The organism is Sorangium sp. So ce693 (assembly GCF_051521375.1).
Taxonomy (GTDB): Bacteria; Myxococcota_A; Polyangia; order Polyangiales; family Polyangiaceae; genus Sorangium; species Sorangium atrum.
Window position 1 is genome coordinate 6,513,698 of record NZ_CP150347.1, and the last position, 25,918, is coordinate 6,539,615.

The 25,918-nt window shown below is 71.9% G+C and carries 24 protein-coding genes; 18 read left to right on the forward strand and 6 right to left on the reverse strand.

Annotation, left to right across the window (positions count from 1 at the left end):
- Nucleotides 1-155 precede the first annotated feature (155 nt).
- Nucleotides 156-1,079, reverse strand: a complete 924-nt coding sequence (locus WMF14_RS24110) for a ferritin-like domain-containing protein (RefSeq protein ID WP_437803977.1) — start codon at nucleotides 1,077-1,079, stop codon at nucleotides 156-158.
- A 465-nt stretch (nucleotides 1,080-1,544) separates the two neighbouring features.
- Here WMF14_RS24110 and WMF14_RS24115 point away from each other — a divergent pair, with 465 nt between their 5' ends.
- Together WMF14_RS24115 and WMF14_RS24120 are read left to right on the forward strand one after the other, a co-directional pair.
- Nucleotides 1,545-3,104, forward strand: coding sequence for an HAD-IG family 5'-nucleotidase (locus WMF14_RS24115; protein ID WP_272093138.1), 1,560 nt, complete (start codon nucleotides 1,545-1,547; stop codon nucleotides 3,102-3,104).
- A gap of 49 nt (nucleotides 3,105-3,153) precedes the next feature.
- Nucleotides 3,154-3,480, forward strand: coding sequence for a hypothetical protein (locus WMF14_RS24120; protein WP_272093140.1), 327 nt, complete (start codon nucleotides 3,154-3,156; stop codon nucleotides 3,478-3,480).
- A 42-nt stretch (nucleotides 3,481-3,522) separates the two neighbouring features.
- On the opposite strand, the gene WMF14_RS24125 is transcribed toward WMF14_RS24120, so the two are convergent.
- Nucleotides 3,523-4,314 (reverse strand): formylglycine-generating enzyme family protein, encoded by a 792-nt coding sequence (locus WMF14_RS24125; RefSeq protein ID WP_437803979.1) that lies wholly within the window; start codon nucleotides 4,312-4,314, stop codon nucleotides 3,523-3,525.
- 170 nt (nucleotides 4,315-4,484) lie between these two features.
- Here WMF14_RS24125 and truD point away from each other — a divergent pair, with 170 nt between their 5' ends.
- From truD to WMF14_RS24165, 8 genes are all read left to right on the forward strand, one after another.
- On the forward strand, nucleotides 4,485-5,747 hold the full coding sequence (truD, locus tag WMF14_RS24130; protein WP_437803980.1) for a tRNA pseudouridine(13) synthase TruD: 1,263 nt from the start codon (nucleotides 4,485-4,487) through the stop codon (nucleotides 5,745-5,747).
- Between the two features lie 58 nt (nucleotides 5,748-5,805).
- Entirely contained in the window at nucleotides 5,806-6,573 is a 768-nt protein-coding gene (locus WMF14_RS24135) for a MotA/TolQ/ExbB proton channel family protein (protein WP_437803982.1), read from the forward strand.
- Nucleotides 6,573-7,076, forward strand: a complete 504-nt coding sequence (locus tag WMF14_RS24140; protein WP_272093147.1) for an ExbD/TolR family protein — start codon at nucleotides 6,573-6,575, stop codon at nucleotides 7,074-7,076. The genes WMF14_RS24135 and WMF14_RS24140 overlap by 1 nt, the downstream gene beginning before the upstream one ends.
- Nucleotides 7,077-7,095: 19 nt before the next feature.
- The gene (locus WMF14_RS24145) at nucleotides 7,096-8,115 is read left to right on the forward strand and encodes an energy transducer TonB (protein ID WP_437803984.1); all 1,020 of its coding nucleotides are present in this window, start codon (nucleotides 7,096-7,098) and stop codon (nucleotides 8,113-8,115) included.
- 68 nt (nucleotides 8,116-8,183) lie between these two features.
- On the forward strand, nucleotides 8,184-8,657 hold the full coding sequence (locus tag WMF14_RS24150; RefSeq protein WP_012236950.1) for a cyclic nucleotide-binding domain-containing protein: 474 nt from the start codon (nucleotides 8,184-8,186) through the stop codon (nucleotides 8,655-8,657).
- A gap of 106 nt (nucleotides 8,658-8,763) precedes the next feature.
- Nucleotides 8,764-9,462, forward strand: a complete 699-nt coding sequence (locus WMF14_RS24155; RefSeq protein ID WP_437803986.1) for a hypothetical protein — start codon at nucleotides 8,764-8,766, stop codon at nucleotides 9,460-9,462.
- 257 nt (nucleotides 9,463-9,719) lie between these two features.
- Nucleotides 9,720-11,159, forward strand: a complete 1,440-nt coding sequence (gene purF, locus WMF14_RS24160) for an amidophosphoribosyltransferase (RefSeq protein ID WP_437803988.1) — start codon at nucleotides 9,720-9,722, stop codon at nucleotides 11,157-11,159.
- Between the two features lie 32 nt (nucleotides 11,160-11,191).
- Nucleotides 11,192-12,178, forward strand: a complete 987-nt coding sequence (locus tag WMF14_RS24165) for a hydroxymethylglutaryl-CoA lyase (RefSeq protein WP_272093153.1) — start codon at nucleotides 11,192-11,194, stop codon at nucleotides 12,176-12,178.
- Nucleotides 12,179-12,233: 55 nt separating this feature from the next.
- Here WMF14_RS24165 and WMF14_RS24170 read toward each other — a convergent pair whose 3' ends face one another.
- Together WMF14_RS24170 and WMF14_RS24175 are read right to left on the reverse strand one after the other, a co-directional pair.
- Nucleotides 12,234-13,880 carry a putative metal-binding motif-containing protein gene (locus tag WMF14_RS24170; RefSeq protein ID WP_437803989.1) on the reverse strand — a complete coding sequence of 549 codons (1,647 nt, stop codon included), beginning with the start codon at nucleotides 13,878-13,880 and terminating at the stop codon, nucleotides 12,234-12,236.
- Between the two features lie 11 nt (nucleotides 13,881-13,891).
- Nucleotides 13,892-14,443 (reverse strand): hypothetical protein, encoded by a 552-nt coding sequence (locus tag WMF14_RS24175; protein ID WP_272093156.1) that lies wholly within the window; start codon nucleotides 14,441-14,443, stop codon nucleotides 13,892-13,894.
- Nucleotides 14,444-14,588: 145 nt separating this feature from the next.
- Here WMF14_RS24175 and WMF14_RS24180 point away from each other — a divergent pair, with 145 nt between their 5' ends.
- Complete coding sequence (locus tag WMF14_RS24180; protein WP_272093158.1) at nucleotides 14,589-15,566, forward strand: lamin tail domain-containing protein; 978 nt, start codon at nucleotides 14,589-14,591, stop codon at nucleotides 15,564-15,566.
- Nucleotides 15,567-15,642: 76 nt separating this feature from the next.
- Here the strand turns inward: WMF14_RS24180 and WMF14_RS24185 are convergent, their stop codons facing one another.
- Nucleotides 15,643-16,440 (reverse strand): peptidylprolyl isomerase, encoded by a 798-nt coding sequence (locus WMF14_RS24185; protein ID WP_437803991.1) that lies wholly within the window; start codon nucleotides 16,438-16,440, stop codon nucleotides 15,643-15,645.
- A 66-nt stretch (nucleotides 16,441-16,506) separates the two neighbouring features.
- Here WMF14_RS24185 and WMF14_RS24190 point away from each other — a divergent pair, with 66 nt between their 5' ends.
- Nucleotides 16,507-17,256 (forward strand): DUF192 domain-containing protein, encoded by a 750-nt coding sequence (locus WMF14_RS24190; RefSeq protein ID WP_437803993.1) that lies wholly within the window; start codon nucleotides 16,507-16,509, stop codon nucleotides 17,254-17,256.
- Between the two features lie 39 nt (nucleotides 17,257-17,295).
- Here the strand turns inward: WMF14_RS24190 and WMF14_RS24195 are convergent, their stop codons facing one another.
- Complete coding sequence (locus WMF14_RS24195) at nucleotides 17,296-18,159, reverse strand: MBL fold metallo-hydrolase (RefSeq protein ID WP_437803995.1); 864 nt, start codon at nucleotides 18,157-18,159, stop codon at nucleotides 17,296-17,298.
- Between the two features lie 131 nt (nucleotides 18,160-18,290).
- On the opposite strand from WMF14_RS24195, the gene WMF14_RS24200 reads away from it, so the two are divergent.
- The 6 genes from WMF14_RS24200 to WMF14_RS24225 all read left to right on the forward strand — a co-directional run bounded on the left by WMF14_RS24200 (nucleotide 18,291) and on the right by WMF14_RS24225 (nucleotide 25,870).
- Nucleotides 18,291-19,763, forward strand: a complete 1,473-nt coding sequence (locus WMF14_RS24200) for a hypothetical protein (protein ID WP_437803997.1) — start codon at nucleotides 18,291-18,293, stop codon at nucleotides 19,761-19,763.
- Nucleotides 19,764-20,142: 379 nt separating this feature from the next.
- Complete coding sequence (locus WMF14_RS24205; RefSeq protein WP_437803999.1) at nucleotides 20,143-21,024, forward strand: formylglycine-generating enzyme family protein; 882 nt, start codon at nucleotides 20,143-20,145, stop codon at nucleotides 21,022-21,024.
- 263 nt (nucleotides 21,025-21,287) lie between these two features.
- Nucleotides 21,288-22,145 (forward strand): 1-acyl-sn-glycerol-3-phosphate acyltransferase, encoded by an 858-nt coding sequence (locus tag WMF14_RS24210; protein ID WP_437804001.1) that lies wholly within the window; start codon nucleotides 21,288-21,290, stop codon nucleotides 22,143-22,145.
- A 223-nt stretch (nucleotides 22,146-22,368) separates the two neighbouring features.
- Nucleotides 22,369-23,796, forward strand: a complete 1,428-nt coding sequence (locus WMF14_RS24215) for a serine/threonine-protein kinase (RefSeq protein ID WP_437804003.1) — start codon at nucleotides 22,369-22,371, stop codon at nucleotides 23,794-23,796.
- On the forward strand, nucleotides 23,793-24,833 hold the full coding sequence (locus WMF14_RS24220; protein WP_437804005.1) for a hypothetical protein: 1,041 nt from the start codon (nucleotides 23,793-23,795) through the stop codon (nucleotides 24,831-24,833). Before WMF14_RS24215 ends, WMF14_RS24220 begins: the two co-directional genes overlap by 4 nt.
- The gene (locus WMF14_RS24225) at nucleotides 24,833-25,870 is read left to right on the forward strand and encodes a hypothetical protein (protein ID WP_437804007.1); all 1,038 of its coding nucleotides are present in this window, start codon (nucleotides 24,833-24,835) and stop codon (nucleotides 25,868-25,870) included. Before WMF14_RS24220 ends, WMF14_RS24225 begins: the two co-directional genes overlap by 1 nt.
- Nucleotides 25,871-25,918 lie beyond the last annotated feature (48 nt).

Here is a 25,918-nt window from a genome sequence, read left to right on the forward strand (position 1 = left end):
GAGCTTCAAGTGTACTGCTTACAATGCCCCGGAGAGAAGCTCGCCGTGCGCGCCGCGATGAGCGCTCCGCGCCATCTCCACGTCATCCACGCCATCCACGCCATCCACGCCATCCACGCCATTTGCGCAATGTCAGCGCGCGATGTCAGCGTCCGTCAGCTCCGGCGCCCCGCATCCCGCGCCACGGCGGGGGCGCTCGGCGGCTTCTCCCGCGGCCCGCGAGGCGCGTGGGGGCGGCGCGCGTCCCCGAGCGCCGTCACGACGACGCGCTCGCGATCGACCGCCGCTTCCGCCGAGAGCACGCTGACGGACGACGGGTCCTCGGACGACGCGAGCGCGCGCCGGCTGTGCCCGAACAGGCGCAGGAGCAGCTCCGGCGGGGCGAAGTCGAGGTCGCTCTCGTGGACGAAGAGCCGCCCGAGGTGCTCGGCGTAGGCGCTGGCGAGCACTTGGAAAGGGATCCTGTCGAAGGCGAGCGCGCGCCGGCGGCTCGCGGCCGCCGACCCGAGCAGCGCCGCGAAGAGGGTCGTGTAGATGGCGCGCAGCCTGATCCGCATCGAGGGCGGGCTGCGCTTCAGGGCCTCGCGCAGGAAGTGGACGTTGAGCGGGACGTGGAACGACTCGTCGCGCGTCAGGATCGTCAGCATCTGGCGCACCGCCGGGTACCGGGCTTCCCGCAGCGCGAGGCGGTAGGTCGTCGCGCCGATGGTCTCGAACATGAGGTTCGTGAGCACGATCGTCTCCACCCGCCTCGCGCGGCCGTACAGGCGATAAAAGGTGCCGGTGACGCGGCCCATCGGCCGGACCTCGCCGCCGATGTGCGCGAGGAACTTCGTGAGCAGCTCGCGGTGCCACCCCTCCTCGTCGCCGTAGAGCCGCAGGCACTCGCCGAGCTCGGGGTCCCAGCCGCTCACCTCGTCGGCCAGGGCATGCGCCTGCATGAGGCCGGACTCCTCGGCGCGGAACGCGGCGTTGAAGAAGGCGATCGCGGCCTGGCGCTCTCCCTCGCTCTCCCACGGGATCGGCCGGGAGAGGTCGAGCTCTTCCTCGTACATCCGCTCCGCGCGGCGGCGCAGCATGGTGAGCCACCACGAGGTGGGACGCTGGGCGGGAGGCTTGCGGGAGATCGGCTGGGGCGCTGCAAAAAGCATCGGGCAAGGAGCCCGTCGGTGACGGATGAGGAGCCGTCTCCTCGATCGCACAGGACGGGACGGGGCGGGCGGCACCATAGCGCAGTTGTTTGGCGCGGCGCACCCGGGTGCGCCGCGCGCGCGTCGTGAAGACGCGCGCCGAGGGCGGAAGGCAGCTCGGGGTCGACGGCTCCCTGCGCGCTCGCGCGATCGCCCCGACGGGCGTCGCCGGGCGGACGACCCGGGGGGCATGTCGCTCGGGGGCACACGCCGTGCAAGCGTACATGACTTGACCCGACTCGACGCTGCGCGGCGCCAGACCACGCGACGCCCCCCGCGCAGCGCGAGACGCGCGTTCGTCGCCGAGGCGCCCTTTGTACGCCCCCCCGGGTGGGATACCATAGTCGACCCACTGTGTTCTTCGAGCAGCTCGAGCTCCCCCTCGGAGGGCTCTATCCCCAGACCGAGCCCACGCGCATCCCACGGACCCGGCGCGTCTTCGTCAACCGCAACCTCAAGCTGGCGGGGATCGACTGGGTCGGCTTCGACATGGACTACACCCTGGCGATCTACAACCAGACCGAGATGGACAACCTCTCGATCCAGGGGACCGTCACGAAGCTCGCGGCGCGAGGCTACCCCGAGGAGCTCCTGCGGCGCCTCCGCTATCCGATCCACTTCCCGATCCGCGGCCTGCTGATCGACAAGCGCTTCGGCCACGTGCTCAAGATGGACCGGTTCAAGGTGGTCCAGCGCGGGTACCACGGCCTCCGGGAGCTCACGAAGGACGAGCTCCGGTCGCTCTACCAGCACCGCAAGATCCGGCCGAACACCGCCCGCTACCACTGGATCGACACGCTCTACGCGCTGAGCGAGGCCACGCTCTACGCCGGCATCGTCGACGCCCTCGAGGAGCGCGGCGTCGCGCTCGACTACGCGCGGCTGTTCACCGACATCCGCGAGTGCATCGACGAGGCGCACCGGGACGGCACCATCCTCGATGTCGTCCTGTCCGACCTGCCGCGCTTCGTCGAGCGGGACCCGAACCTGGCGCAGACGCTCCACAAGTTCCGCTCGGCGGGCAAGAAGCTCTTCTTGCTCACGAACTCGCGCTGGCCGTTCACCGAGAAGATGATGACGTACCTGCTCGGGGACGCGATGCCCGAGTACCCGAGCTTCCGGCACTACTTCGACGTCATCGTCGTCGCCGCGCAGAAGCCGGCGTTCTTCCAGGAGCGCCGCCCGCTGCTCATCCGCGACGGCGCCGAGCCCCGACCCGCCACGGCGCCGCTCGAGCGCGGCGCCATCTACGAGGGCGGCAACCTCAACGACTTCGAGAAGTTCCTGAACATCTCCGGCGATCGGGTCCTCTACGTCGGCGATCACATCTACGGCGACATCCTCCGCTCCAAGAAGGAGAGCGCGTGGCGCACGGCGATGATCATCCAGGAGATGGAAGCGGAGGTCGCCGCCCACGAGTCCTGCCGCCGCGAGCACATGGAGAGCGCCCTGCTCGAGGGGCGCCGCGAGGAGCTCGAGGACCAGCTGCGGTTCTACCAGCAGCGCTACAAGGACCTCACCCGCAAGATCGAAGAGGAGCAGCAGAAGAGGAACGGCGCGACCAACGGGGGCGGAGCGCCGCTGCTCGCGGAGGCGAACGGCGAGCACGTCCGGATCGACTACGCGACGTCGTTCTACGAGGCCGAGCGGGGCCGCACCAAGCGCGCGGTCGAGCGCATCCGCGGCCAGCTCCGGGCCGTCGACGCGGAGGTCGGCAAGCTGGAGCGCGAGATCGCCCGCCGCTTCCACCCCTACTGGGGCTCGCTGCTCAAGGAGGCGAACGAGACGTCCAGCTTCGGCGATCAGGTCGAGGAGTACGCCTGCATCTACACGTCCCGCGTCTCGAACCTGCTCGCCTACTCGCCGCTGCAGTACTTCAGGAGCCCGCGCGACCTGATGCCGCACGAGCTCTGATCGCCGAGGCCTCCGCGCGGGTGCGCGGGCGCCGCATGAGGAGATCGCCATGAGCATCGCCCGCCCCCGCCCGCTGTTCGTCGCGCTCGTCGCCCCCGCCCTCCTCGTCGCCGGCTCCGCCGGCTGCGGCAAGCGGGCCTGCTTCCACTGGACAGAGCTCGAAGGGGCGTGCCCGTCGAGCGACGAGGCGCGCGTGTTCTTCGAGAACCCAGGCTGCGTGAGCTCCATCGAGTCCATCGACAGCGAGGCGGATTTCGACGGCGAGCTCTGCTGCTACGACGTCACCACGGTCGACACCGGCGACGAGGAGTGCACGACGGTGCAGGGGCCGATGTCCGGCGGCGCCGGCGGCGGACGCCCCCCCATACCCAAGTAGCCCGGGGCGCAGCGCGCGGCCTGCGGGCGCGCCTGCGCCGCGTCACTTGCAGCAGCGGAAGCCGGTCGAGTAGTCGTGGTACCCGGGCGAGTGCGCGGTGGTCTTGTACTCGCAGCCGTCGCCGTGCTTGGCGCTGTCGAGGTAGTAGCCGCCGCGGAAGGTCCCGCGCGGCGCGCTCGTCCACTCGTGCAGGTTGCCCACCATGTCGTTGACGCCGAAGCTGCTCCTGCAGCGGCGGAACGCGCCCGCGGGCGCCAGCGTGCCCGGGAGCTGGTTCAGGCGGTCGTCGTTCATGTTGGCCCACGTGAACGCCGACTGCGGGGCCTCGCCCCCCTGGCCGAAGTAGCGGTTGAACGACGAGACGCCGCTGTCGTTGCAGGCGCCGCGCTCCCGCTCGCGTCCGTAAGGGAACACCGTCGCCCGCTTGCCCTTGCACGCGGTGACCCACTCGTCGTCCGTGCAGAGCCGCTTGCCGGCGTTCTGGCAGGCGGCCTCGGCCTGATCCCGGCTGACGTACGCCTGCGGCTTCACGCCGCGCCGGCTCACCGCCTTCACCTTCAGCTTGCCGACCGGCTCGAACGGCGAGTGCCGGCGCTTTCCGCCGCCGGAGAGCAGCTCGACGGTGCTCGCCTCGAAGCGATCGATGCAGAACGTCCCGCGCACCGAGGCCATTCCTGCGGGGCACGCGGCGCGCGCGGCGGCGGCCGGCCGTGGGCTCGGCAGCCCGAGGACCGCGAGGCCGAGCGCCGCGACGCCCGCGGCGAAGAGCGGCGAGCGCGCGAGCGACAGGACGGGCCGGCGCGCGAGGGGGTGAGGCGGGAGAGGCGATCGCATCGCGGAGAGGCCCAGACCCGGGGCGAGCTTCCGGCCATAGCCGATCCCCGGCGCGGCGGGCAAATTGCCGCAGCTCGCGGAGGCGGGCCCGGAGGCGCGTGTGCGCGCCGCTGCGTGCGCGCGCTGCTGACGCTGGACGAGCGGGCGATTTCGGTCACGCTGCCGCTCCCATGACAGCCACCGCCCCGCCCGACGCGGGCGCCACGGCCGCGGGCTCGCGCGGCGACCTCCCCGCGCCCGCGGGCTCGCCCGACGATCTTCCCGCGGCCCTGCTCCGGAGCTCCCCCGCCGACTTCGTCGTCGAGGAGCTCCCCGCCTACGCGCCGAGCGGCCGCGGCGAGCACGTGTTCGTGACCTTCCGCAAGACGGGGCGCAACACCCCCGACGCGGTCCGGGCCATCGCGCTCGCGCTCGGGGCCGACCCGGGCGGCGCCGGCTTCGCCGGCATGAAGGACCGGCACGCGATCACCACGCAGACCGCATCGTTCCAGCTCCCCCTCGCGCAGGATCCGGCGCCCCTGCTCGAGAAGGCGGAGCTGCCCGGGATCGAGGTCCTCGCGGTCACACGCCACGACAACAAGCTCAAGCCGGGGCACCTCCTTGGCAACCGGTTCCGGATCGCGCTCCGGGGCATCGCCCCCGCGGCGCTCCCGCTCGCCGAGCGCCGCCTCGCCGAGATCGGCCGCGCCGGCGTGCCGAACGCGTTCGGGCCTCAGCGGTTCGGAAGGAACGGCGACAACCCCGAGCGCGCGCTCGCGTGGATCTCGGGTCGGGAGCGCGGGCCCCGCGACAAGCGCGAGCAGCGGCTGCTCTTCTCGGCGCTCCAGTCGCTCTGGTTCAACGAGGTGCTCGCGCGCCGCGAGGCGGACGGCACCTGGAGCGCCGTGCTCCCCGGCGATCTCGCCAAGAAGCGCGACAGCGGCGGGCTGTTCCTCGTGCCGCTCGAGGGCCCGGAGCTCGCGGACGCCGAGGCGCGCGCCGCCGCGCTCGCGATCTCGGCGACGGGCCCGATGTTCGGCCGGAAGATGCGCTGGCCCGAGGGCGCCCCGGGCGCGCTGGAGCGCGAGGTGCTCACGGCGGCGATCGGCGACCCTCGCAAGCTCGACGCGTTCGCCCACGCCGGAGAAGGCACGCGGCGCCCGCTGCGCCTGGAGGTGGACGACCTCGAGGTGTCCGCCATGGAGGCGACCGCCGGGGACGCGGCGGTGAGAGCCACCACGCGAGAAGCCGCGGACGATCCGGATGTACGGCACGGAATCGTCGTCTCGTTTGTGCTACCGAAGGGCGGCTACGCGACGACCGTCCTTGGGCGAGTCTTCCGGCTCGTCGACGCCTCCGCCCCCCGGCCCCCCATCGGCAGGCCTGGGGCGGCGAGCGCCCCTCCTCCGGAGGAGGACGAAGTCGAGGAAGGGCAGCCCGCCGTCGATCCGTAACTGGTCTTCGAAGCGCGGCACCCACCCACCCCCCATCGGAAAGGCACCAAGGAACAAGATGAACCTCGTCGAGTGGCTGCAGCGCATCATGGTCGGATTCGGGGCCGCCTGGGTCATGTGGTTGATGATCGCCCTCAGCGTCGTCTCGGTCGCCATCATCCTGGAGCGCGCCTGGTTCTTCTGGTCGCTCCGCGACGACCTCACCGTCCTCGCGCGGGATCTCAAGGCGTCCCTCGACGATTCTATCGAGGCGGCGCGGCGGCGGATGGACGCCTCGCCCTCGGCCGAGGCGGCGGTCGTCGCGGCCGGCCTCGCGGTGGCGCACCAGGGCCCCGAGGCGGCCGAGGAGGCCATGGCCGGCGCCGCGGCGCTCCAGCGCATGAAGCTGGAGCGGCGCCTCGCCTACCTGGGCACGCTCGGCAACAACGCGCCGTTCATCGGGCTGTTCGGCACCGTCATCGGCGTCGTCGGCGCCTTCGACGCGCTCGGCCAGGCGGCGAAGACGCCCGTGGCGCAGGCGACGTCGCAGGCCATGGCGCCGCAGGCGGTCATGTCGAGCATCGCCGAGGCGCTCGTCGCGACCGCGGTCGGCCTCGCGGTCGCCATCCCGGCGGTCGCCGCGAACAACTTCTTCCAGCGCATGATCAAGTCGACGCTCGCCAACACCGAGGCGCTGACGCGCGTCCTGCTCGCGCACCTCAAGATCGATCCGGCGTTCGCCGGGGCCGCGCCCGCCGCCGCCGTCGAGCAGCCGCGGGGCAAGGCCGCGAGGGCGTCGCGGCAGGAAGAGCACAAGAAGGGCGGCGCGGGCGAGGAGGAGCGCTGATGGCCGGCATGAGCCGCAACGACGATGACGAGATGATCAGCGGCATCAACGTCACGCCGCTCGTCGACATCACCCTCGTCCTCCTCATCATCTTCATGGTGACGGCCAAGATCATCGTCTCGCAGTCGCTCCCCCTCGATCTGCCGAAGGCGGCGCAGGGGCAGGAGGTGCAGCTCATCTTCGGTCTCGAGCTGCACGCGAACGGCGACACGCTCGCCGACGGCAAGAAGCTCGCGAGCGAGGACGCCATCCTGCCGATCGCGCGCGAGGCCCAGGCGAAGAACCCGGAGCTCCGCGCCGTGATCCGCGCCGACACGACGGTCCCGCACGGCCGGGTGATCCGCGCGCTCGATCTGCTGAAGCAGGCCGGCGTCTCCAAGATCGCGTTCGGCGTGACGCCGATCGCGCCCGAGCCCGGCGCGGCCCCGGGTACGGCGCCGGGCGCCCCTGCCGCGCCTGCCCCGGCGGCCCCCGCGCCCGCAACCCCGAGCCCCGCGCCGTGAGCGCGCCGAGCGAGACCTTATGAGCCAGGTCACGAGCGATCGCGCCGCGGGGGCGGTCCACGACGGCCGCCGCCGGGACGAGCGCGGCGGCGCCGATCCCGGGGGATCCCGCGATCCCTCGCCCGCCCTCGCCTCGCGCGCGCCGGGCCGCGCCGCCGATCGCCGGCGCGGCGCGGATCCGCTCGCCGCGGTGCTCGCCCTCGGCGACCGCGCGTCGCGCGTGGGCGCCTTTCTCGGGGTCACGCTGGCGGTCACGAGCCACGGCGCGGCATCGGCCCGGGCCATCGTCTCGGGGTCGCTGCGCGACATGCGGCACGTGGTCGGGGAGATGCGCGCCGGCATCCACGACTACCTCTGGGCGATCTACGAGGTCGACGTCCCGCCGCCGAAGGTCGAGCAGCCCAAGCCGCCGGAGCCCGAGCCGCCGCCGCCGGCGCCCGAGCCCGAGCCCGTCCCCAAGGTCGCGCCGCCTCCCCAGGCGAACACCCCGCCGCCCAAGGACGACCCGTACGACCCGCCCCCCGCCGCCGCCGCGGCCGCGAAGGTCCTGACGAAAGAGCCGGATCCGGACGAGGTCCTCGACATGACCGATCGCGGGATCGCGAGCGGCGACGGGCAGGGCGTCGGCTACGGCCAGGTGGCCGGCGCGGGCACGGCGAAGACCCCCACGTTCAACCCGAACGCGAAGGTCGGGGGCGTCGTGGGCGGCAAGGGCACGGGCGACCCCGTCCCGCCCCCGCCGCCCGCGGGGCCGGACCGCTCCGCGCCGCCCGGGCTGATCGGCAGCAGCAACTGGAACTGTCCTTTCCCTCCGGAGGCCGATGTCGACCAGATCGACCAGGCGAAGGTCGTCCTCATGGTCACGGTGCGCCCCGACGGCAGCCCGCTCTCGGTCAAGGTCGTCAGTGATCCTGGCCACGGCTTCGGTCGCTCCGCGCGCATGTGCGCGCTCGGCCGCCGCTACAACCCCGGCAAAGATCGCTCCGGCGCCTCGATCGCCGCCACGACGCCGCCCATCACGGTGACGTTCACGCGCTAGCCGCTCGCCGCGAGCTCCCTTTAAATTCGCTCCGCGCCCTCCGCCTCGGTTATCCTCGCCGGCGGCTTGTGATCGTCCCCGAACGGATCGAGCAGCTCTCGAAGGTCCCTCTCTTCAAGGGCCTCACCCCGGCCGCGCTGGAGCTCATCTCACGCGTCGCGAGCGAAGAGACGCACGCCCTCGGCACCAAGATCTTTCAGCACGGGGATCCGGGCGACAAGCTCTACATCCTGCTCGAAGGCAAGGTCCGGATCAGCCGGGAGATCGCCGGGATCGGCGAGGAGGCGCTCGCGGTGCTCGGCCCGGGCGCCGTGTTCGGCGAGATGGCGCTGCTCGACGAGGCCCCCCGCTCCGCCGACGCGCGCGTCCACGAGCGCTGCCGGTTGCTCACCGTGTCGAAGGACGCGTTCGAGGACCTGCTCTTCCTGCACAAGGAGCTCGCGTACGAGGTCCTCTGGAACGTCGTCAGGATGCTCGTCCAGCGGCTCCGCGAGACGAACAACAAGCTCACGTTCCTCTCCGTCTCAGGCAAATTCGAGTAGAGTGCCGGCCAGATCGCCCGGCGACCGTGGGCGCGCGCGCCAGCGCGGCGCGGCCTGCCGCACGGGGGGCGGCGTTCGGCTCGAACTCAACGTTCCTTGGAGGACCATGGCAGCCAGAATGAAGCACGCAGCGCTCGCCCTCGCGCTCTGGATGGGCGCCTTCGCAGGAGCCTGCGGCTCCAGCACGCCGCCGCCCGAGACGGCGGCGGACAAGAACGACTTCGACGGCGAGTCGAGCCCGGACGAGGGCAAGGCGACCGCCGACGCCGAGGGGGCGAAGCCCGCGAAGCCGGGGAAGGACGCGGAGGCGCAAGAGCACCAGGAGGAGCCCGCGGCTCCCGCCAAGTCGACGCCGCTCCAGGCGACCAAGTTCGAGGCGGATCTGAAGAAGATCGGGATCAACCTCAAGAAGATCCCCGCGCTCGAGAAGCTCCCGGCGGGGCAGAAGAAGAAGGTGATGCCGCTGCTCCAGAAGGCGCTCGGCTACGACACCTGCGAGGGCTGCCACGTCGAGGGCGACTTCAAGAAAGAGACGCGGAACATGAAGGTCGCCCGCGAGATGTGGCGCAACTTCGTGGCGCCGCTCCGCAGCGAGAGCGGCGGAACCCTCTTCTGCGACAGCTGCCACGCCGGGAACGAGCACGTCCTGAACCGCAAGGACAAGAAGGCCCTCCAGGCGTTCATGGAGGAGGAGTACCAAAACAAGGTTTCCCGGGCGAACAAGGAGGACATGGAGTGCGGCACGTGTCACGGCGACGCCATGGAGACCAAGATCATCGAGAAACTCTGGAACATCCCGAAATGACGGGAGCCGCCTGGACGCCGCGCGAGGCGCTTGTCCAGCAGCGGGGCACGGCGGAATCCGGCGAAGCACCATCGCCGTGCCCGCCGGATGTTCGTTAACCGCCTTACCTTTCAACCGGAGCGGCCTCGAGGCCTGCCTGCGCTCCGATCTCGCACCAGCGTCCACCTCCCGCCTGCGCCGGCGCTCGGCCGCCTCATCATTGACGAGAGATCGCCATGACGGTGGGTCATGCACCGTTTTCGTACTAGATAGGCGGCATGTGCGGTGTGTTCGGAATCTTTGGCCACCCCGAGGCGGCCAACATGACCTACCTCGGGTTGCACGCGCTCCAGCATCGAGGGCAGGAGTCAGCGGGTATCGTCAGCAGCGACGGGGAGCGCCTCTTCGGCCACCGCGCCATGGGGCGGGTGCAGTCCGGCTTCGCTCCGTCCGATCTCGCGACGCTGCCCGGCGAGCGCGCCATCGGCCACGTCCGCTACTCCACCGCGGGCGGCTCGCACCTGAAGAACGCGCAGCCGCTGGGCGTCGACTACGCGCGCGGCTCGCTGGCGGTCGCGCACAACGGCAACCTCACGAACCATGAGGCCCTGCGCGATCGGCTCGAGGCGCGCGGCTCGATCTACCAGACCGCGAGCGACACCGAGTCGATCGTCCACCTCATCGCGATGAGCAAGAAGGAAGCGCTGCGCGATCGCATCGCGGAGGCGCTCATGGAGGTGGAGGGCGCCTACTCGCTGCTCTTCTTGACCGAGCGCGAGCTCATCGCCGTGCGCGACCCGCGCGCGATCCGGCCGCTCTGCCTGGGCGAGATGGCGAGCGCGAGCGGCGTCGCCCACGTGGTCGCGAGCGAGTCGACGGCGTTCGACCTCATCGGCGCGCGCAAGGTGCGCGACGTCGCGCCGGGCGAGATGCTGATCATCAGCGCCGAGGGCGTGCGCTCCGAGTTCCCCTTCGCGCAGGAGCAGCGCAAGCTCTGCATCTTCGAGCACGTCTACTTCGCCCGGCCCGACTCGACCCTCCAGGGCGTCAGCGTCTACGAGGTCCGCAAGGCGTTCGGCCGGCGCCTCGCCGCCGAGCAGCCGGTCGTGCCCGGCGACGATCTCGTCGTGATCCCCGTGCCCGACTCGGGCGTGCCGGCGGCGATCGGCTTCGCCGACCGCGCGCGCGCCCCCTTCGAGATGGGGCTCATCCGCAGCCACTACGTCGGCCGCACGTTCATCGAGCCGCAGCAGTCGATCCGGCACTTCGGCGTCCGGCTCAAGCTCAACCCGAACCGGGCGGTGATCGAGGGCAAGCGGGTCGTCGTCATCGACGACTCGATCGTCCGCGGGACGACGAGCCGGAAGATCGTCAAGATGATCCGCGACGCCGGCGCGCGCGAGGTGCACGTCCGCATCTCGAGCCCGCCCACGCGCTGGCCCTGCTACTACGGGATCGACACGCCGACGCGGTCGGAGCTCATCGCGTCGAGCCACTCGGTGGACGAGATCTCCAGCTACCTGACGGCCGACAGCGTCGGGTACCTGTCGCTGGAGGGCCTCGTCGAGAGCGTGCGGTCCCTCGAGGTGCGCGCCGGGGACGCCGCCGGCGCGCGGCCGTCGGCGGACAGCTACTGCCACGCGTGCTTCTCCGGGAGCTACCCGATCTCCTTCACGCCGGCCGCGCCGAACCGGCAGCTACGGATGGTGAGCGGTTGACGCTGCCCCGCTCCGGCGCCGAGGGTCCTCCGATGGCCGAGGGCACCGCCGCTCACGAGAGCGCGGATCGCGCCGCCGCCTCGGCGCCGCTCTTCGCCCGCGTCGCGGACGAGGTCTCGATCTTCGAGGTGAGCCCGCGGGACGGGCTCCAGAACGAGGCGGCGATGATCCCGATCGACGGCAAGCGGCGGCTCATCGCGGCGCTCGTCGCCGCCGGTCTCCGCAAGATCGAGATCACGAGCTTCGTCTCGCCGAAGTGGGTGCCGCAGCTCGCCGACGCCGAGGAGCTCGCGCGGACGCTCCCGGCCGAGCGGGGCGTGACCTTCAGCGCCCTGTGCCCGAACGCGCGCGGCCTCGAGCGCGCGCTCGCCGTGGGCCTGCGCGAGATCGCCGTCTTCCTGAGCTCGAGCGAGGCGCACAACCGCGCCAACATCAACAAGTCGATCGACGACACGCTCTCGGTGTTCTCGGAGATCGTCCCTCCGGCGCGCGAGGCGGGCCTCGCCGTGCGGGCCTACGTCTCGACCGTGTGGGGCTGCCCGTACGAGGGCGACGTCGACCCTGCCCGGGTCGTTCGCATCGCGGAGCGGCTCATCGACCTCGGCTGCTACCAGGTCTCCCTCGGCGACACGATCGGCGTCGGCACCCCGCGGCAGACGCACGACATCGTCCGCCGCTTCCTCGACGCGATGCCGCCCGAGCGGTTCGCGCTGCACCTGCACGACACGCGCGGCACGGCGCTCGCGAACATCCTGGTCGGCCTCGAGCTCGGGGTGCGCGACTTCGACGCGTCGGTGGCGGGGGTCGGCGGCTGCCCCTACGCGCCGGGCGCGGCGGGCAACATGGCGACGGAGGACCTCGTGTTCATGCTGCACGGGATGGGCGTCCGGACCGGCGTCGATCTCGACAAGCTGATCGAGGCGGGGAACGTCGCCGAGCAGGTCATCGGCCGCCCGCTCCCGGGCAAGGTCCACCGCGCCGGCCCGTTCCGGCTGCGCCGCCAGCCGACCCGGGACTGAGCGCGGCCCAGCGGGGCGCCGAGCCGGCGCGCCGCGCTCGGCCGCGAGGCCGCCCTCAGTCGCCCGCGATGCACCCGAGGCGCGTGAAGAAGACGTGGTGCTCGCCGCCCTCGCGATCGTCGCGGAAGAGGATGCCCACGTCGCCCTCCGGCCCGAACGTCGCGACCGGGCCGATGCTGTCGCGGGGCGCGAAGGTGAGCCGCTGCTCCGCGCTGATCGGCACGAGATCCGCGTTGACCGTGACCGCGTAGAGCTCATAGCCGTCGTTCTGATCGCGGTCGTCCGAGTAGATCGCGAGCAGCCGATCGCCGAGCGGGCGCAGGAACGGGTACCTGGAGCGGAAGGGCCCAGGGTCCGAGATGGGCGTGGGCGGCGTGAGGATCTGGCCGTCCTCCGAGACCGCCGCCGCATAGATGGCCTTGAGGCTCGCCGATTTGTCGAACCACGCGATGACGTAGCGATCGCGGTTCCAGACCACCGTCGGATAGACCGCGTCGGTCTCGCCGGTCGTCAGCGTGACGATCTCCGAGCGCGGATCGAGCTCGGCGGTGAACGTCCGGAACTGGATGAAATGCGTGGCCGCGTCGCCCGTGGACCACGCGACCCCGATGCCGCCCTGGCCGGCCGCCGCGGACGGCGCCTCGTTGCCGAGGCCGTTCGACGCCTCCGTGAGCTGGACGTTGTCGCCGATCAGGTTGCCGTCGATGTCGATGCGCTGCGCGAACAGATCGAAGAGGCCGTTGCGCTCGTCCTGCCAGACGGGGATGAACTCCGCGTCGTTCCAGGTGAGCGTCACGTTGACGGAGAAGCCGGGCGCCTTCGAGAGCCGCCGATCGCCGCCCTCCACCTTCTGGCCGTCCTCGTCGAGCAGGGAGAAGTACACCTCGTAGTCGCCGTCGCGCCGGTCCTGCCAGGCGGCGCCGTACCGATCGCCGACCCACACGATCGGCCCGCCGGAGGCGTCGCCGTTCTTCGGCGTGATGACCTCCTCGCCCGGCGCGAGCGGCTGCCCGTCGATGCTGATCATCGAGCGGTACACGTTGAAGCCCTGCGTGGTCCCGGTGTAGAGCGACGCGTAAGACGTCCCGCTCCAGGCGAGCCCGCCGGCGCCGGCCGGCGCGATGTCGCCCGAGATGCGGGTCGCGTCGGTGTCGAGCGGCACGAAGCGAGCCCCGTTGTCGACCGTGCCGTCGCAGTCGTTGTCGACGCCGTCGCAGATCTCGATCCCCCCAGGGAAGGCCGCGGCGCTCGCGTCGTCGCAGTCGTCGCCGCACGAGAGCGGCTCGCCGGGGATCGTGCCGGGCAGCGCCGCGCGGAAGCCGTCGCCGTCGATGTCGAGCGTCGACGGCCCGTAGATGCACGCCCCGGTCGCGCTCTCGCACGTGTCCTTGGTGCAGGGGTCGCCGTCGTCGCAGTCCACCGGCTCCAGCGCGACGCACTCCCCGCCGCGCCGCGGGGCCGCGCCCTCGGGCGAGGGCGCCGCGCCGCCGTCGGGCTGCCCCGCCTCGAAGAGCTGGCAGAACACAGGCTTGCAGAGATCCTCGACGCCGGGGCAGTCGGCGTCCACCTCGCACTCCGGCGCGGGCGGCGGGATGTTCAGCCCGGTCCGCGCCCCGCACCCCCCCGAGAGCGAGCCGCCGGCAAGGACCGTCCCGAGCAGGGCCGCCGCCAGCGCCGCCTTCCGGCGCGCGCGCCGACCCATGGCGTACCTCGTCACAGACATCCGCCCATCCCCGCGACGTCGATCGGCTCGCACACGAACCCGGGATCGCAGTTGACGTCGCCGCTGAGCGCGCAGAGCTCGACGCACTGGGTGCCCGAGCCGGTCACCACGCAGGCGAACCCGGCGCCGCACTGGCTGCCGCCGCTGCACGGATCGCCCTGCCGGCCTGGACCGGCCGGCGCGCAGTACGCGCCGTAGATCTCCTGCCCGCACGGCTCGTCCGGATACTGCACGTAGATGAAGCACCCCTCTCCCGGGGCGCAAAAGCCGCTCGACTGGTCGTACGGATCGCACGCGAAATCGGTGACCGGCGGCTCGGTGTCAGGACAGCCGGGGTCTTCGTACTCTTCGAGCGGATCCCTCCCCGCGTCGGAGCCGCCCCCCCCGCCGGTCGGGACCGGCGGAGCGCCGGCCTCGCCGCCGCCCCCGCCGTCTGCGGACGGATCGTCCACGATGACTGTCTGGCCGCAACCGACAGCGAGACCGAGCCCAGGGAGCGGTACGCAGAGGAGTGTCAGGAGGAGCGAGGAGCGCCGTCGCATGTCGCCATGCTATCGATTCCTCGCGCGCCCGCCATGCATTTGACAGCGATGGCAGTGTCCTGACGCCACGACGAGCGGTGGATCGTTTCCCCCAGGCTGCAATCCCACTTGCCTGTTGGCCGGCACTCTGATGTATCTCTCAACAATGCACACGCGCAACCTGCTCACCATCGCACTCCTCGCAGCCCCCCCTCTGGCGCTCGCCCCCCTCATGGCGTGCGGCGGTGACGACGAGACGGGAGGAGGTGGAGCGAGCTCCTCCAGCACCACCGCGAGCAGCTCCGGCGAAGGCGGCGGCGGCGGTGAGGCCGGCGCCGGCGGGGAAGGCGGCGCGGGCGGCGCCGGCGGCGCTGGCGGAGGAGACGGCGGCGGGGGCGCGGTCCCCGGTGAGCCGGCCGGCCACGTGCTGATCTCGGAGATCGTCGTCAGACCCGGAGCGGCCGAGTTCATCGAGATCTGGAACCCGACCGAGGCCGAGATCGACCTCACCAACTACTACCTTTCGGACAACAGCGTTTATTATGCCATCACCACGGGTACCGCCTGGGCGCCGACCGGCAGCGCAGGGACGGACTTCCTCGTCCAGTTCCCCCCCGGGACCATGATTCCTGCGGGCGGACGCCTCGTGCTGGCGAGCGATGACGGCTTCGAGCTCGAGTACCAGCGGTGCGCCGACTTCGCCCTGGACGAGACGCCCATCCCCTGCGGGGGGGACGACGTGCCGCCCATGATCGCGCCGACGAACGGCGCCCTCGGGGCGCAATCGGGCGCGCTGCTCACCGACGGCGGAGAGATGGTGATCCTCTTCGAGTGGGACGGCACGGAGCGCAGCCCGCTCAAGGACATCGATTACGTCATCTGGGGCGAGGAGCTGGGGAACTCGGCGATGGCGTACAAGACCGGCAAGGCCGGTTATGCCGATGACACCGCGCGCGGCAGCCAGCGGCCGGCCGCTGCCGCCGGCAGCGGAGCGAGCCTGGTCCGCTGTAGCGATGTCGAGTTCGGCGAGCTCTTGACCGAAGGCAACGGCATCAGCGGGCACGACGAGACGAGCGAGTGGCTCGACATCAGCTTCACCGTGGCGTCCACGCCGACGCCCGGCGAAGAGAACGACTGCCCGTGAGCGCGTCCCCTCCGAGCTCGGCTCCTCGCCGCGGGGCGGCGGGAGCCCGGGCTCGGCGCGGGGCGCCCCGACGCGATCACTGCCGGGTGATCGTCACCTTCTTGATGACCGGCGGGGTGACCGGGCGTTCGCCCTTGACCTCGACGCCGGCCAGCTTGTGGACGAGCTCCTCGGGCCCGCACTCACCGAAGATGGTGTAGCCGTTGTCGAGGTGGAACGCCGCCGCGTCGGTGATGAAGAACTGCGCGGAGTTCGTGTTCTTGCCGCGGTTCGCCATGCACAGGAGCCCCGCGCGATCGTGGCTGCCGTCCTCCCAGACCTCGTCGGGGATGACGTAACCGGCCTCGCCGGTGCCGTTCTTCTTCGCGTCACCGCCCTGGATCATGAATCCCTTGATGACGCGGTGGAAGATCGTCCCGTCGTAAGCGGGCTTCTTCTCCCATGTCCCCTCCGGCGTCTTCCAGGGCCTGATCCCTCGCGCCAGGCCGACGAAGTTGGCGACGGTGATCGGCGCCTTGTCGTCCAGCAGCTTGCAGGACAGCGTGCCGAGGTCGGTCTCGATCGACGCGGTCAACGTCTTGCCCGGCGGGAGCCCCTTGGTGGCGTCGTCGAGCGTCCACTTGCCCTTGACCGGGTCGTCCTCGCTGGGCTTGACCTCGGCGACCGGCTTCGCGGTGACCTTGCGCTTCTGCGGCTGAGGGCGCTCCTTCTCCGCCGTCTCCGCCTTGCCTCCGGCCAGCCCCGTCGACGCAGGCGTGGTCTTCGGCTTCGGCGCTTCTTCGGCCGTGGGCTCCGGGGTCTTCGAACATCCCGCGAGGGCCGAGAGCGTGGCGAGGGCGGCGATGGACTGAATGGCGAGGGTTCGAGCGTTCATCGTGCGACGATTTCCCGCGTCGCGGTCCAGCGGTCAAGGACGAGCGTCGCCGTGGTAGGAAGCGGCATGAGCTCGCGCTGCGCCCTCGCGACCCGTCCGTTCACCTCCGCGACGTCCGCCACGTCCGCCTCGCTCGCCATTCCCGCCGTGCTCGCCTCGCTCGTTCCCGCCCTGGGCACGCTGCTGCTCGGGCTCGCCCTTGGCGCATGCGAGCGCCGCGTCGACGAGCCCCTCCCGCTCACGCCCAGCAGCAACGTGGGCAACGTTGCGCCTCCCGCCTCGACCGGGACGCCTCCCGCCTCGACCGGGACGCCGGCCGCCTCGACCGGGGGGCGGGAAGCCGCGCGCTGCATCCAGCCGACGCCGTCGACGCCGGAGCGACCGTCCCCGAGGCTCACGGGCCCGGATCCGGCGTGCCCCGACGACCCGACCGGCCCGTTCCAGCTCGCGACCGGCAAGGTGACCTTCCTCGAGGCCAAGGCCCCCGACGTCACCGTCGAGATCGCCAGGAGAGAGCAAGAGCGCATGCGCGGCCTCATGTACAGGACGAGCATGGGGGAGAACCGCGGGATGATCTTCGTCTTCCAGCAGCGGACCAATCACTCGTTCTGGATGCACAACACATGCATCCCGCTCGACATGCTGTTCATCGACAGCGACGGTACGATCGTGGGTATCGAGGAGAACACCCCGACGCTCAACGACTCGACCTTCGACGTCGGCTGTCCGTCGACGTACGTCCTCGAGCTGAACGCCGGCTGGGCGCGGCGCCACGGCGTCGCCGCGGGCCAGAAGGTGCGGCTCGACGGGATCTGACGCTCGCCCGAGCGGCGGCTCCTCGGAGGGCGCGTCGATCTACATCCCCGTGAACAGACCGAGCTGGCGCGGGGCAGCCGGCGGCCCGAGCGACGAGCGCGCCGCGCCGGGCGGAGGGGCCGGCGGCGGCGCCGCCGCGTCGAGGACGAGCGGCCCCCGAGGCGGCGCGGCGACGAGGCGCGCGCGCCGGCCGACGAGCGCGTCACGGGCGGCGTCGAGCGCGAGGTCCGGGCGGTTGTTGACCTCCGAAAGGTGCATCAGCGCGACCGTGTGGGTGCCGCCGGGCAGCGCCGCCAGCAGCTCGCACGCCTGCGCGTTCGACAGGTGGCCCCGCGCCGAGCGGATCCTGCGCTTGAGGTGCTGTGGGTACGGGCCGGCATCGAGCAACCCGGGGTCGTAGTTCGACTCGAGCATCACCACATCGCAGCCGGCGACGTGCTCCAGGAGCCCCGGAGGGACCTCGCCGAGATCCGTCACGAGCGCGGCCCGCCGCGCGCCGTCGTCGACGACGAGCGCGACCTGCGCCGCGTCGTGCGGCAGCGGCTTCGGCGAGAAGGTGAGCGCGCCGACAGCGAACGGCTCGCGCGACGAGAAGCCCCGGACGCGCTCTGGATCGCCGAGCTCCGCCGCGCGCGCGGTCGCCTCCGAGGCGTAGATCGGGATCTTGTGCTTCTTGTTGTACCTGGCGGCCACGCCCACATGGTCGGCGTGCGCGTGTGTGATGACGATCGCGTCGGGCAGCAGCCTGCCGTCCGCGCCGTCCGCGCCGCCCGCGGCCGCCGCCGAGAGGCACTGCTCGAGCACCCGCGGCCCGACGCCCGCATCCACGAGGACCCGCGTGCCACGGGAAGCGAACAGCGTGGCGTTGCCTCCGCTCCCGCTCGCGATGATGGTGATCTTCATACCGGGCTCCGGGGACCGGACTACAGGCGGCTCTGTGACCCGTAGCGCAGGCGAGGGCTCGGCTGCAAGCGCGCTGAGCGGCGCGAAGCGCTCGCGACGGCGCTCGAACGACGCTACAGGGATCCCACTTCGTGGCGCCCTCCCCCCGCCCCTCCTCTGCCTCTTCCCCCGACACCGACGCGGAGGTGCCGCTCGCCGCGCCGCGTGCCTCTGGCGAGAGCGTTGGCGCGCCGCGCGTCCCTGACGAGAACGCTGCGCCGCGCGTCCCTGACGAGAACGCTGCGCCGCGCGCCCCTGGGGAGAGCGGCGGCGCGCCACACGGCGCGCGCGGCAGGCGGCGCCGCCGCGCCCTGATCGCGGCGCTCGTGGTCGTCGCCCTCATCGGGGCCGCCGTCGCCGCGGTCCTCGTGCTCGGTCCGCCCGCGCTCCGCCGGCGCATCATCGCCGAGGCCCGCGCGCGCGGCGTCGCGCTCGATCCTGGCGTGATCGACGTCGATCTCCGCTCGATCCGCCTGCGCGACGGCCGCTTCTCGCTCCTCGGGGTGCGCGGGGTCTCGGGCACGGTTGCGCGCGCCACCATCGAGCTGCGCGGGCTCTCGCCCGCGCGGATCGCGACGGAAGGCGTCGAGCTCACCCTCGTGGGGACCGACGCCCTGGAGGATCTGCCGGCGTGGGTCGCGCAGTACGGCCCGCGCGCGGCGGCGCTGCCGCTCACCACGGGCCGCCTCCGCCTGGGTCTCCGGGATCGCGACGGCGGACCGGAGGTGCTCGTGCTGGCCGACGGCGCCCTCGAGCGGCGCGCGGCCGCCCCGGTCGAGGGCGCTGCCGCGCCGCCCGGCACGCCGCGGCCGGAGATCGGCGTCCTGAAGCAGGCCCGCGTGCTCGTCGCCGGCAAGGAGATCGCGCGCACCGACATCGCCTGGTCCCTCGGCGCAGCCTCGATCGCCCTCGGCTTCGGCGGCGAGGACCTCGTCTCCGCGCCGCTCAGGGCCGAGCTCCGCCCGCGCCCCTCGCCGAGCGCCTCGATCGAGCTCGCGCCGACGCCGCTCTCCGCCGTGGGCGCGCTCCTCGGCGTCGACGTCGGCGCCTCGACGATGATCGTCGCCGGAACGCTCGAGCTGCGGCTCGCGGATGGGGCGGACCGGACCGCCCTGTCCGAGGCGCCGCTCGAAGGGCCGATCGCGCTCACGGTGAAGGGCTTCACCCTGCCCCACCCAAGGGAGCTCGACGGGCTCCTCTTCGGCAACACCACGACCGTCAAGGCGGACGCGAGCATCTCGGCGGACCGCCAGCGCGTCGCGCTGAGCGGCGTGGAGGTCGCCGCCGGCGCGCTGAAGCTCAAAGGAACGGGCACCGTCGAGCGCAGCGGCGCGGACGCCGCGATCGCGATGGATCTGTCTGGATCCATCCCATGCTCACTCCTGGCCGGCTCTGCTGCGATGTCGCACCTGACCGGCGCCGTGGGGCTGCTCGCGCGCGACCTGGTGAGCCGCGCGCTCGCAGGCTCGGTGGCGGTCCAGGTCCACGTCGACGCGCGCGCGAGCCGGCTGACCGCCGCGCGTGTCACGCCGAGCGCGATCCTCCGTTGTAAGCTCCGCTTCTAGCGGGTCGCTCCGCCGCGCCGGGTCCCGCGACCCGGAACCCAGAACCCGAATCCCGGGAGGAAAGGATGGTAGGGCGCCAACGAAGCGGATAGCCCTGGAATTTTCTCTTCCTGGCATTCAAGGTACCCCCGTCGCGACTCGACGGTCGAACTGCTTTTCCCGGCGCTTTCGCTTCCGAGCACCGCTGTCGCGCCTTGCCGTCCCCTGCGGGAGCACTCCGTCCGAGAGCCACGAGGATCGATGAGGGAGGAAGGCGGAGGGCGAATGTCTGTGTCGAGGACGATCCGATGCGATGAACCAGGGCGCGGAGCACGGGAGGCGCGGCGCGCGCTCGACGCGCGACCGCCGCTCTGACACGTTGTTCGATGAGGAGCCCGCAATGCGCTCTGGAGCTCTCCCCCTCGCCGCTCGGCTCACCTCGCTGCTAGGGCTCGTGGCGCTCTTCAGCGCTGCCTGCAACGGCGGTCTCGGCGCCGGCATGGACGACGCCCCGGGCGGCGGGGGCGCGGCGGCGGCGTCGTCGGCGTCGTCGTCGTCGTCCTCGTCGTCCTCGTCGGCCTCCGTGGCATCCTCGTCACCCTCCGTGACATCGGGCGGAGGCAGCGGCGCAGGCGACGGCGGGGGCCCCGGAGAAGGCGGCAGCGGCGGAACCGACGAGCAGGACTTCCCCCTCGACTCGACGCCACCGGCGCCCTGCCCGCCCGACATGGCGGAGGTCGAGGGATACTGCATCGATCGCTTCGAGGCGCCGAACGTGGAAGGCGCCCTGCCGCTCGTCATGGAGAGCGCCGTCTCGGCGCACGCCTGGTGCGAGGAGCGCGGAAAGCGGCTCTGCACCGAGGACGAGTGGGACACGGCGTGCCAGGGCCCCGAGGCGTTCGTCTATCCGTACGGGAACACCCACGAAGCGGAGCGCTGCAACGACAACAAGACGTGGAGAGCGCCCGACGAGGGCGCGCTCAGCTCCTGGCCTTCGGATGGAGCGCTGGCCGAGGTCCAGGCGCTGTACCAGGCCGAGCCGAGCGGCTCGCGACCCGGGTGCGCGAGCGCGTTCGGCGTCCACGACATGACGGGGAGCGTCGAGGAGTGGGTGGTGCGCACCCAATACCACGTCAACGAGTATCCTCACGTCCTCAAGGGCTGTTACTGGTCCGGCTGCTTCGGCGGCGCGAAGCCGCGGTGCGGCTCCACGAACCCGGCACACGGGGACGGGTTTCGCTTCTACGAGACCGGCTTCCGGTGCTGCCGCGACGTCGAGTGAGCGACCCGGCGGCGACGCTCGGGCCCGCACAGGAGCGGCCCGACGGCGCGGCGCGCAGCGGACGTTCGGCGCGAGCGCAGACGGCGCGCAGCGGACGTTCGGCGCGAGCGCAGGCGCAGCGCCGCCGGTGACCGACGCGATCCCGCGCCGTGGCCTCGCGATAGGCAACCTGAACGAACCGCTTCCCCTCGGTCCGGCCGCACGCTAGGGCACCCTGAACGGTGCTGACCTTACCGAGAGAGCCTCGCCCCAGCCTTGACCTCGTGAAGGACGCGATCGCGGCGTTCGCGCTCAAGGGCCGCGGGCGCGCCCGCCCGGACGATCTCGACGCGCGCGATCCGGCGTTCATCGCCCGGGTGCTCCCGCTGCTCGGCTTCCTCTACGACGACTACTTCCGCTGCGAGACCGAGCTCGAAGAGCAGCTGCCCGACGGCCCCTTCCTCGCCGTGAGCAACCACAACGCGATGACGGGAATGCCCGATATGTACTGCCACATGACGGCGTTCTGGCGCCTTTATGGGCCATCGCGGCTGTCTTACGGGCTGATGCACGATCTCCCGTTCAACGTCCCGAAGGCCGGGGCCTGGCTCAACGCCTGCGGCGCCATCGCCGCGAGCCCGGAGAACGGGCGGCGAGCGCTCGCCCGGGGCGCGGCGGTGCTGGTCTTCCCCGGCGGCGATCTCGACGCGTGCAAGCCGACCTCGGCGCAGTACACGATCCGCTTCGGCCGGCGCCGCGGCTTCGTCCGGCTCGCCATCCGCGAGGGCGTGCCGATCGTGCCGATCGTGAGCGTGGGCGCGCACCAATCCCTCTACATCGCCACGGACGGGAGCAGACTGGCCAGGTGGCTCCGCCTCCCCGAGCTCGCGCGCTCGAACGTCGCGCCGCTCGGCCTCGCCCTGCCGTGGGGGCTCATCGTCGGCATCCCGATCCCCCATGTGCCGCTGCCGGTGAAGATCCACACGCGGGTGCTCCGCCCGCTGCACCTCGGGCTCCCGAGAGAGGCCGCGAGCGACCCGGACGAGGTCGAGCGCGCATTCGCGAGGATCGTCGCGCGCATGGAGGCCGGGCTGGACGAGCTCCGGACGGCGGGCAGGCACGGTCTGTTCCCGCGTGGTTGATGGGCCGCGCGGTTGATGGGCTGCGTGGTTGATGGGCCGCGCGGTTGACGGGCGAACCGCAGGAGAGTGGCGGCGCGGTGGCGTGCGTGGCGTCCGGAGCGCGCCCGGGGCCCGAACGGGCAGCGCGCGGCGCTCCAAAACCAGCGGGCGCGCGACAAAGGGCGCTGGGCCTCGCGCAGCGCTCGGAAAACCGAGTCCGTTCATGTAGGCTTGAGCGCCAGCCGTGACCCCCGACCGCACCGCGCAGCTCCTCGCACCGCTGGCCCAGCCGGGAGAGCTCATCGCAGCCAAGTACCGCGTCGAGCGGGTCGTGGCCATCGGCGGTATGGGCGTCGTACTGGCGGCGCGCAACGAGGATCTCGACCAGAAGGTCGCCATCAAGATCCTGCGCCAGGACGCCCTCGCGAACCAGGAGGCCGTCACGCGCTTCCTGCGGGAGGCGAGGACGGCGGCGCGCCTGTCGGGCGAGCACGTCGCGCGCGTGTTCGACGTCGGCACCACCGAGACCGGCGTGCCCTTCATGGTGATGGAGTTCCTGACCGGGCTCGATCTCCAGCAGGTCATCGATACCCACGGTCCGCTGCCCATCCAGGACGCTGTCGACTACGTACTGCAGGCCCTCGAGGCCGTGGCCGAGGCGCACGCGGCCGGCGTCGTCCACCGGGACATCAAGCCTTCGAATCTGTTCCTCGCCGAGCACACGGACGGCACACGGCACATCAAGGTCCTCGATTTCGGCATCTCGAAGGGGCAAGGCCTCGACTCGCCGGCGGAGCCGGGGCTCACGTCGACGAAGCAGGTGATGGGCTCGCCCGGGTACATGTCGCCCGAGCAGATGATGGCGCCGAGGACGGTCGACGGGCGCGCCGACGTCTGGTCGTTCGGTGTGCTGCTCTACACGCTGGTGACGGGCGAGCCGCCATTCCAGGGCGAGACCGTCGCCGCGGTGATGGCGAACATCCTGCACCAGCCGGTGCCGCGGCTGCGCGACAAGCGCAGCGACGCGCCCGCCACGCTGGAGCGCATCGTCTCGCGCTGCCTGGAGCGCGACGTGAGCGAGCGGTACGCCAACGTCGGCAAGCTCGCGCAGGCCCTCGAGCCGCTCGGGTCGAGCTTCGCGAAGCTCTCGACCTCGCGCATCCAGAGCGCGATCGGCGCGGCGTCGCCGGCCGGACAGACGTTGCTCAACTCGCGGGCGGCCGAGGACAGCGACAGGCTGTCCGGCGCGTCATGGTCGCACACGAGCAACCGGCGCCGCTCGCGGCGCAGGCTGCTCGTCGCCGCCGGCGTGGCCGCGCTGGTGGCCAGCGCGGCCGGGGCGGGCATGTGGCTCGTCGCGAGCGTGCAGGTGGCGTCGCAGGCGCCGAGCGCCGCCGTGTCACGCCAGCCCGAGCGCGCCGCGGCCGACGCGCTCGGGCCCGAGTCGCCCGCCGCAGCGCCGAGCGCTCCAGCGGCGACCGCCAGCGTAACGACCGAGGCGTCGAGCCCGGCGGCGCCGCCGGCGTCTGCGCCGAGCGCGGCTCCCACGGGCAGCGCTGCGGCCGACGCGCGCCCGAAGGCGACCGCCTCCGGAGCGCCGCTCAAGCCGGGCCACCCGCCGAGACAGCCGAGGTCGATCAGCGAGGACGAGATGCTGAGGAGCCGCCATTGAGATCGTTACGAGCGCGACACGCGGGCGCATGGCTCGCGCTGCTCTGTGGGACCAGCCTGACCTCACCGCTCCTGGCGCAGCCGACCGCGGCGGACAAGGCGCTCGCCGAGGGGCTGTTCCAGGACGGCAAGAGGCTCATGGACGAGGGCAAGCTCCAGGAGGCCTGTCCGAAGCTCGCGGAGAGCCAGCGCGTGGATCCAACGGTCGGGACGCTGCTGAACCTGGCGGTTTGCCACGAGAAAGAGGGCAAGACGGCCAGCGCATGGGCCGAGTTCACGGAGGCGTCCTCGCTCGCGGCGAGCGCCGGGCAGCAGGATCGCGCCCAGTTCGCGGCCAAGCGCGCGTCCGAGCTGGAGGCCAGGCTGACGCGCCTCGTCCTCGACGCGGCGCAGGCGACGCAGACGGCTCCTGCGATGACGATCACGCTGAACGGCAAGGAGCTGAGCGCCGCCGCGGCCGCGGGCTCCGGCATCCCCGTGGATCCGGGCACGGCGACGATCGAGGCCAAGGCGCCGGGCAAGCAGCCCTGGTCGCAGCGGGTGACGCTCGACCCCGGGCCCAGCACGACGCGGGTCGCCATCCCGCCGCTCGCGGACGTCGCCGTTCAGGCGGCAAAGGCGGCTCCCCCTGCCCCGCCGCGCCCGCCGCCTGCCCGTCCGGAGGCCGCGAGGCCCGAGGCGACAGGCAACCCGATGCGCACGCTCGGCTTCGTCGCTGGCGGCGTCGGCATCGCCGGGCTCGGCGTGGGGGCGGTGTTCGGCGTGCTGACGATACAGAAAGCGGGGGACGTCGAGGAGGGGTGCAGCGGCAGCTTCCGCTGCAGCCGCGCGGACGTCGAGGCGAACGAGAGCGCCCGGACGAAGGCGATGGTCTCGAACATCGCGATCGGCGCGGGGCTGGTGTGCCTCGGGGCCGGCGTCGCGATGGTGCTGATGTCCCCTCGTTCGCCGGAGCAGGCTGCCGCGGTAGAGCGCGTGTGGGTCGCGCCCAGCGTCGCTTCGGACGGGGGGCGCGTGGTGCTCGGAGGCCATTGGTGATGCGAAGCTCGAAGTGCTCTGCCGTGACGCTGGCGCTCGCTGCGCTCGCGCCGGGCCTCAACGGCTGCGCGGAGATCGCGGGGCTCGAGGATCGCCAGGTGATCCAGCTGATGACGATCGCCGAGAACCAGGCGGAGCCTCGCGCCATCGCGCTCGACGAGGAGGCGATCTACTGGACCAGCGGGCGGAGCGACGGGAGCCAGGGGAGCTCCAAGGGCGGCGCGCTCCGGAGGCAGATCAAGGATGACTGGGAGGTCGTCGATCTGCTCGGGCCTTCCAACGAGGTGCCCGACGCGATCGCGCTGGACGCGACTCACATCTACTGGTCGAGCACCGACGCCGCCTTCGAAGGCGACTGCAACCCCGACGAGGGGGATACCCGAGACAAGCTGTTGAAGCTACCGAAAGCAGCGCCGATTCCCGCTGCTGGCGGGGAGATGCTGTGGGGTAGCTGCGGCGCCGCGAGCGCGATCGCGCTGAGCGCCGACAACGTCTACAGCGCTCGGCCGAACGCCAACCGCATCACCTCGGTGTCCAAGCAAGGCGGCAGTCGAACGAACCTGACGGCGGGCGGCGAGCCGCTCTACCTCGCGATCGACGGCTCCCTCGTCTACTGGACCGATCCCAAGAACAAGACGCTCTCGGTCATCGACATCAGCGGTGATGCCCCCGAGAAGGAGCTCTTCTCGGAGCTCGAACCGCCGGGGCTGCTCGTGCTGGATGAGGCCAACCTCTACTGGCTCCACGGAAACAACGTCATGCGGTATTCGCGGAGCGGAGCGGACGGAGACGTCGCAGGGCTCCTCCTCGACAAAGAGCTGCCGAGCCCTCCTACCGGCATCGCGACGTATGGGGACTACCTTTACATCACCGTCAAGGAGGCAAAGAGCGTCTACCGGCTCCGCAAGGACGGCGCCGGCGGTCCGCAGGAGATCGCGGCGAACCAAGAGGGCCCGACCGGCATCGCCGCGGACCGGACCGGCGTCTACTGGACGAACTCCGTCTCGGGACAGATCGTCCGCTTCAACGACGAGTGACGCGCAGCCGCCAGCCAGGCGGCCTCCCCGCGCGGGCCGCTGGGCCCT

What these genes read in the sequence shown, in the direction of transcription:
- WMF14_RS24110 (WP_437803977.1), bottom strand. Translation starts at nt 1,079, where the DNA reads ATGCTGCGCCGCCGCGCGGAGCGGATGTACGAGGAAGAGCTCGACCTC.
- WMF14_RS24120 (WP_272093140.1), top strand. Translation starts at nt 3,154, where the DNA reads ATGAGCATCGCCCGCCCCCGCCCGCTGTTCGTCGCGCTCGTCGCCCCC.
- WMF14_RS24125 (WP_437803979.1), bottom strand. Translation starts at nt 4,314, where the DNA reads ATGCGATCGCCTCTCCCGCCTCACCCCCTCGCGCGCCGGCCCGTCCTG.
- truD (WP_437803980.1), top strand. Translation starts at nt 4,485, where the DNA reads ATGACAGCCACCGCCCCGCCCGACGCGGGCGCCACGGCCGCGGGCTCG.
- WMF14_RS24135 (WP_437803982.1), top strand. Translation starts at nt 5,806, where the DNA reads ATGAACCTCGTCGAGTGGCTGCAGCGCATCATGGTCGGATTCGGGGCC.
- WMF14_RS24140 (WP_272093147.1), top strand. Translation starts at nt 6,573, where the DNA reads ATGGCCGGCATGAGCCGCAACGACGATGACGAGATGATCAGCGGCATC.
- WMF14_RS24145 (WP_437803984.1), top strand. Translation starts at nt 7,096, where the DNA reads ATGAGCCAGGTCACGAGCGATCGCGCCGCGGGGGCGGTCCACGACGGC.
- WMF14_RS24155 (WP_437803986.1), top strand. Translation starts at nt 8,764, where the DNA reads ATGGCAGCCAGAATGAAGCACGCAGCGCTCGCCCTCGCGCTCTGGATG.
- purF (WP_437803988.1), top strand. Translation starts at nt 9,720, where the DNA reads ATGTGCGGTGTGTTCGGAATCTTTGGCCACCCCGAGGCGGCCAACATG.
- WMF14_RS24165 (WP_272093153.1), top strand. Translation starts at nt 11,192, where the DNA reads ATGGCCGAGGGCACCGCCGCTCACGAGAGCGCGGATCGCGCCGCCGCC.
- WMF14_RS24170 (WP_437803989.1), bottom strand. Translation starts at nt 13,880, where the DNA reads ATGGGTCGGCGCGCGCGCCGGAAGGCGGCGCTGGCGGCGGCCCTGCTC.
- WMF14_RS24175 (WP_272093156.1), bottom strand. Translation starts at nt 14,443, where the DNA reads ATGCGACGGCGCTCCTCGCTCCTCCTGACACTCCTCTGCGTACCGCTC.
- WMF14_RS24180 (WP_272093158.1), top strand. Translation starts at nt 14,589, where the DNA reads ATGCACACGCGCAACCTGCTCACCATCGCACTCCTCGCAGCCCCCCCT.
- WMF14_RS24185 (WP_437803991.1), bottom strand. Translation starts at nt 16,440, where the DNA reads ATGAACGCTCGAACCCTCGCCATTCAGTCCATCGCCGCCCTCGCCACG.
- WMF14_RS24190 (WP_437803993.1), top strand. Translation starts at nt 16,507, where the DNA reads ATGAGCTCGCGCTGCGCCCTCGCGACCCGTCCGTTCACCTCCGCGACG.
- WMF14_RS24195 (WP_437803995.1), bottom strand. Translation starts at nt 18,159, where the DNA reads ATGAAGATCACCATCATCGCGAGCGGGAGCGGAGGCAACGCCACGCTG.
- WMF14_RS24205 (WP_437803999.1), top strand. Translation starts at nt 20,143, where the DNA reads ATGCGCTCTGGAGCTCTCCCCCTCGCCGCTCGGCTCACCTCGCTGCTA.
- WMF14_RS24225 (WP_437804007.1), top strand. Translation starts at nt 24,833, where the DNA reads ATGCGAAGCTCGAAGTGCTCTGCCGTGACGCTGGCGCTCGCTGCGCTC.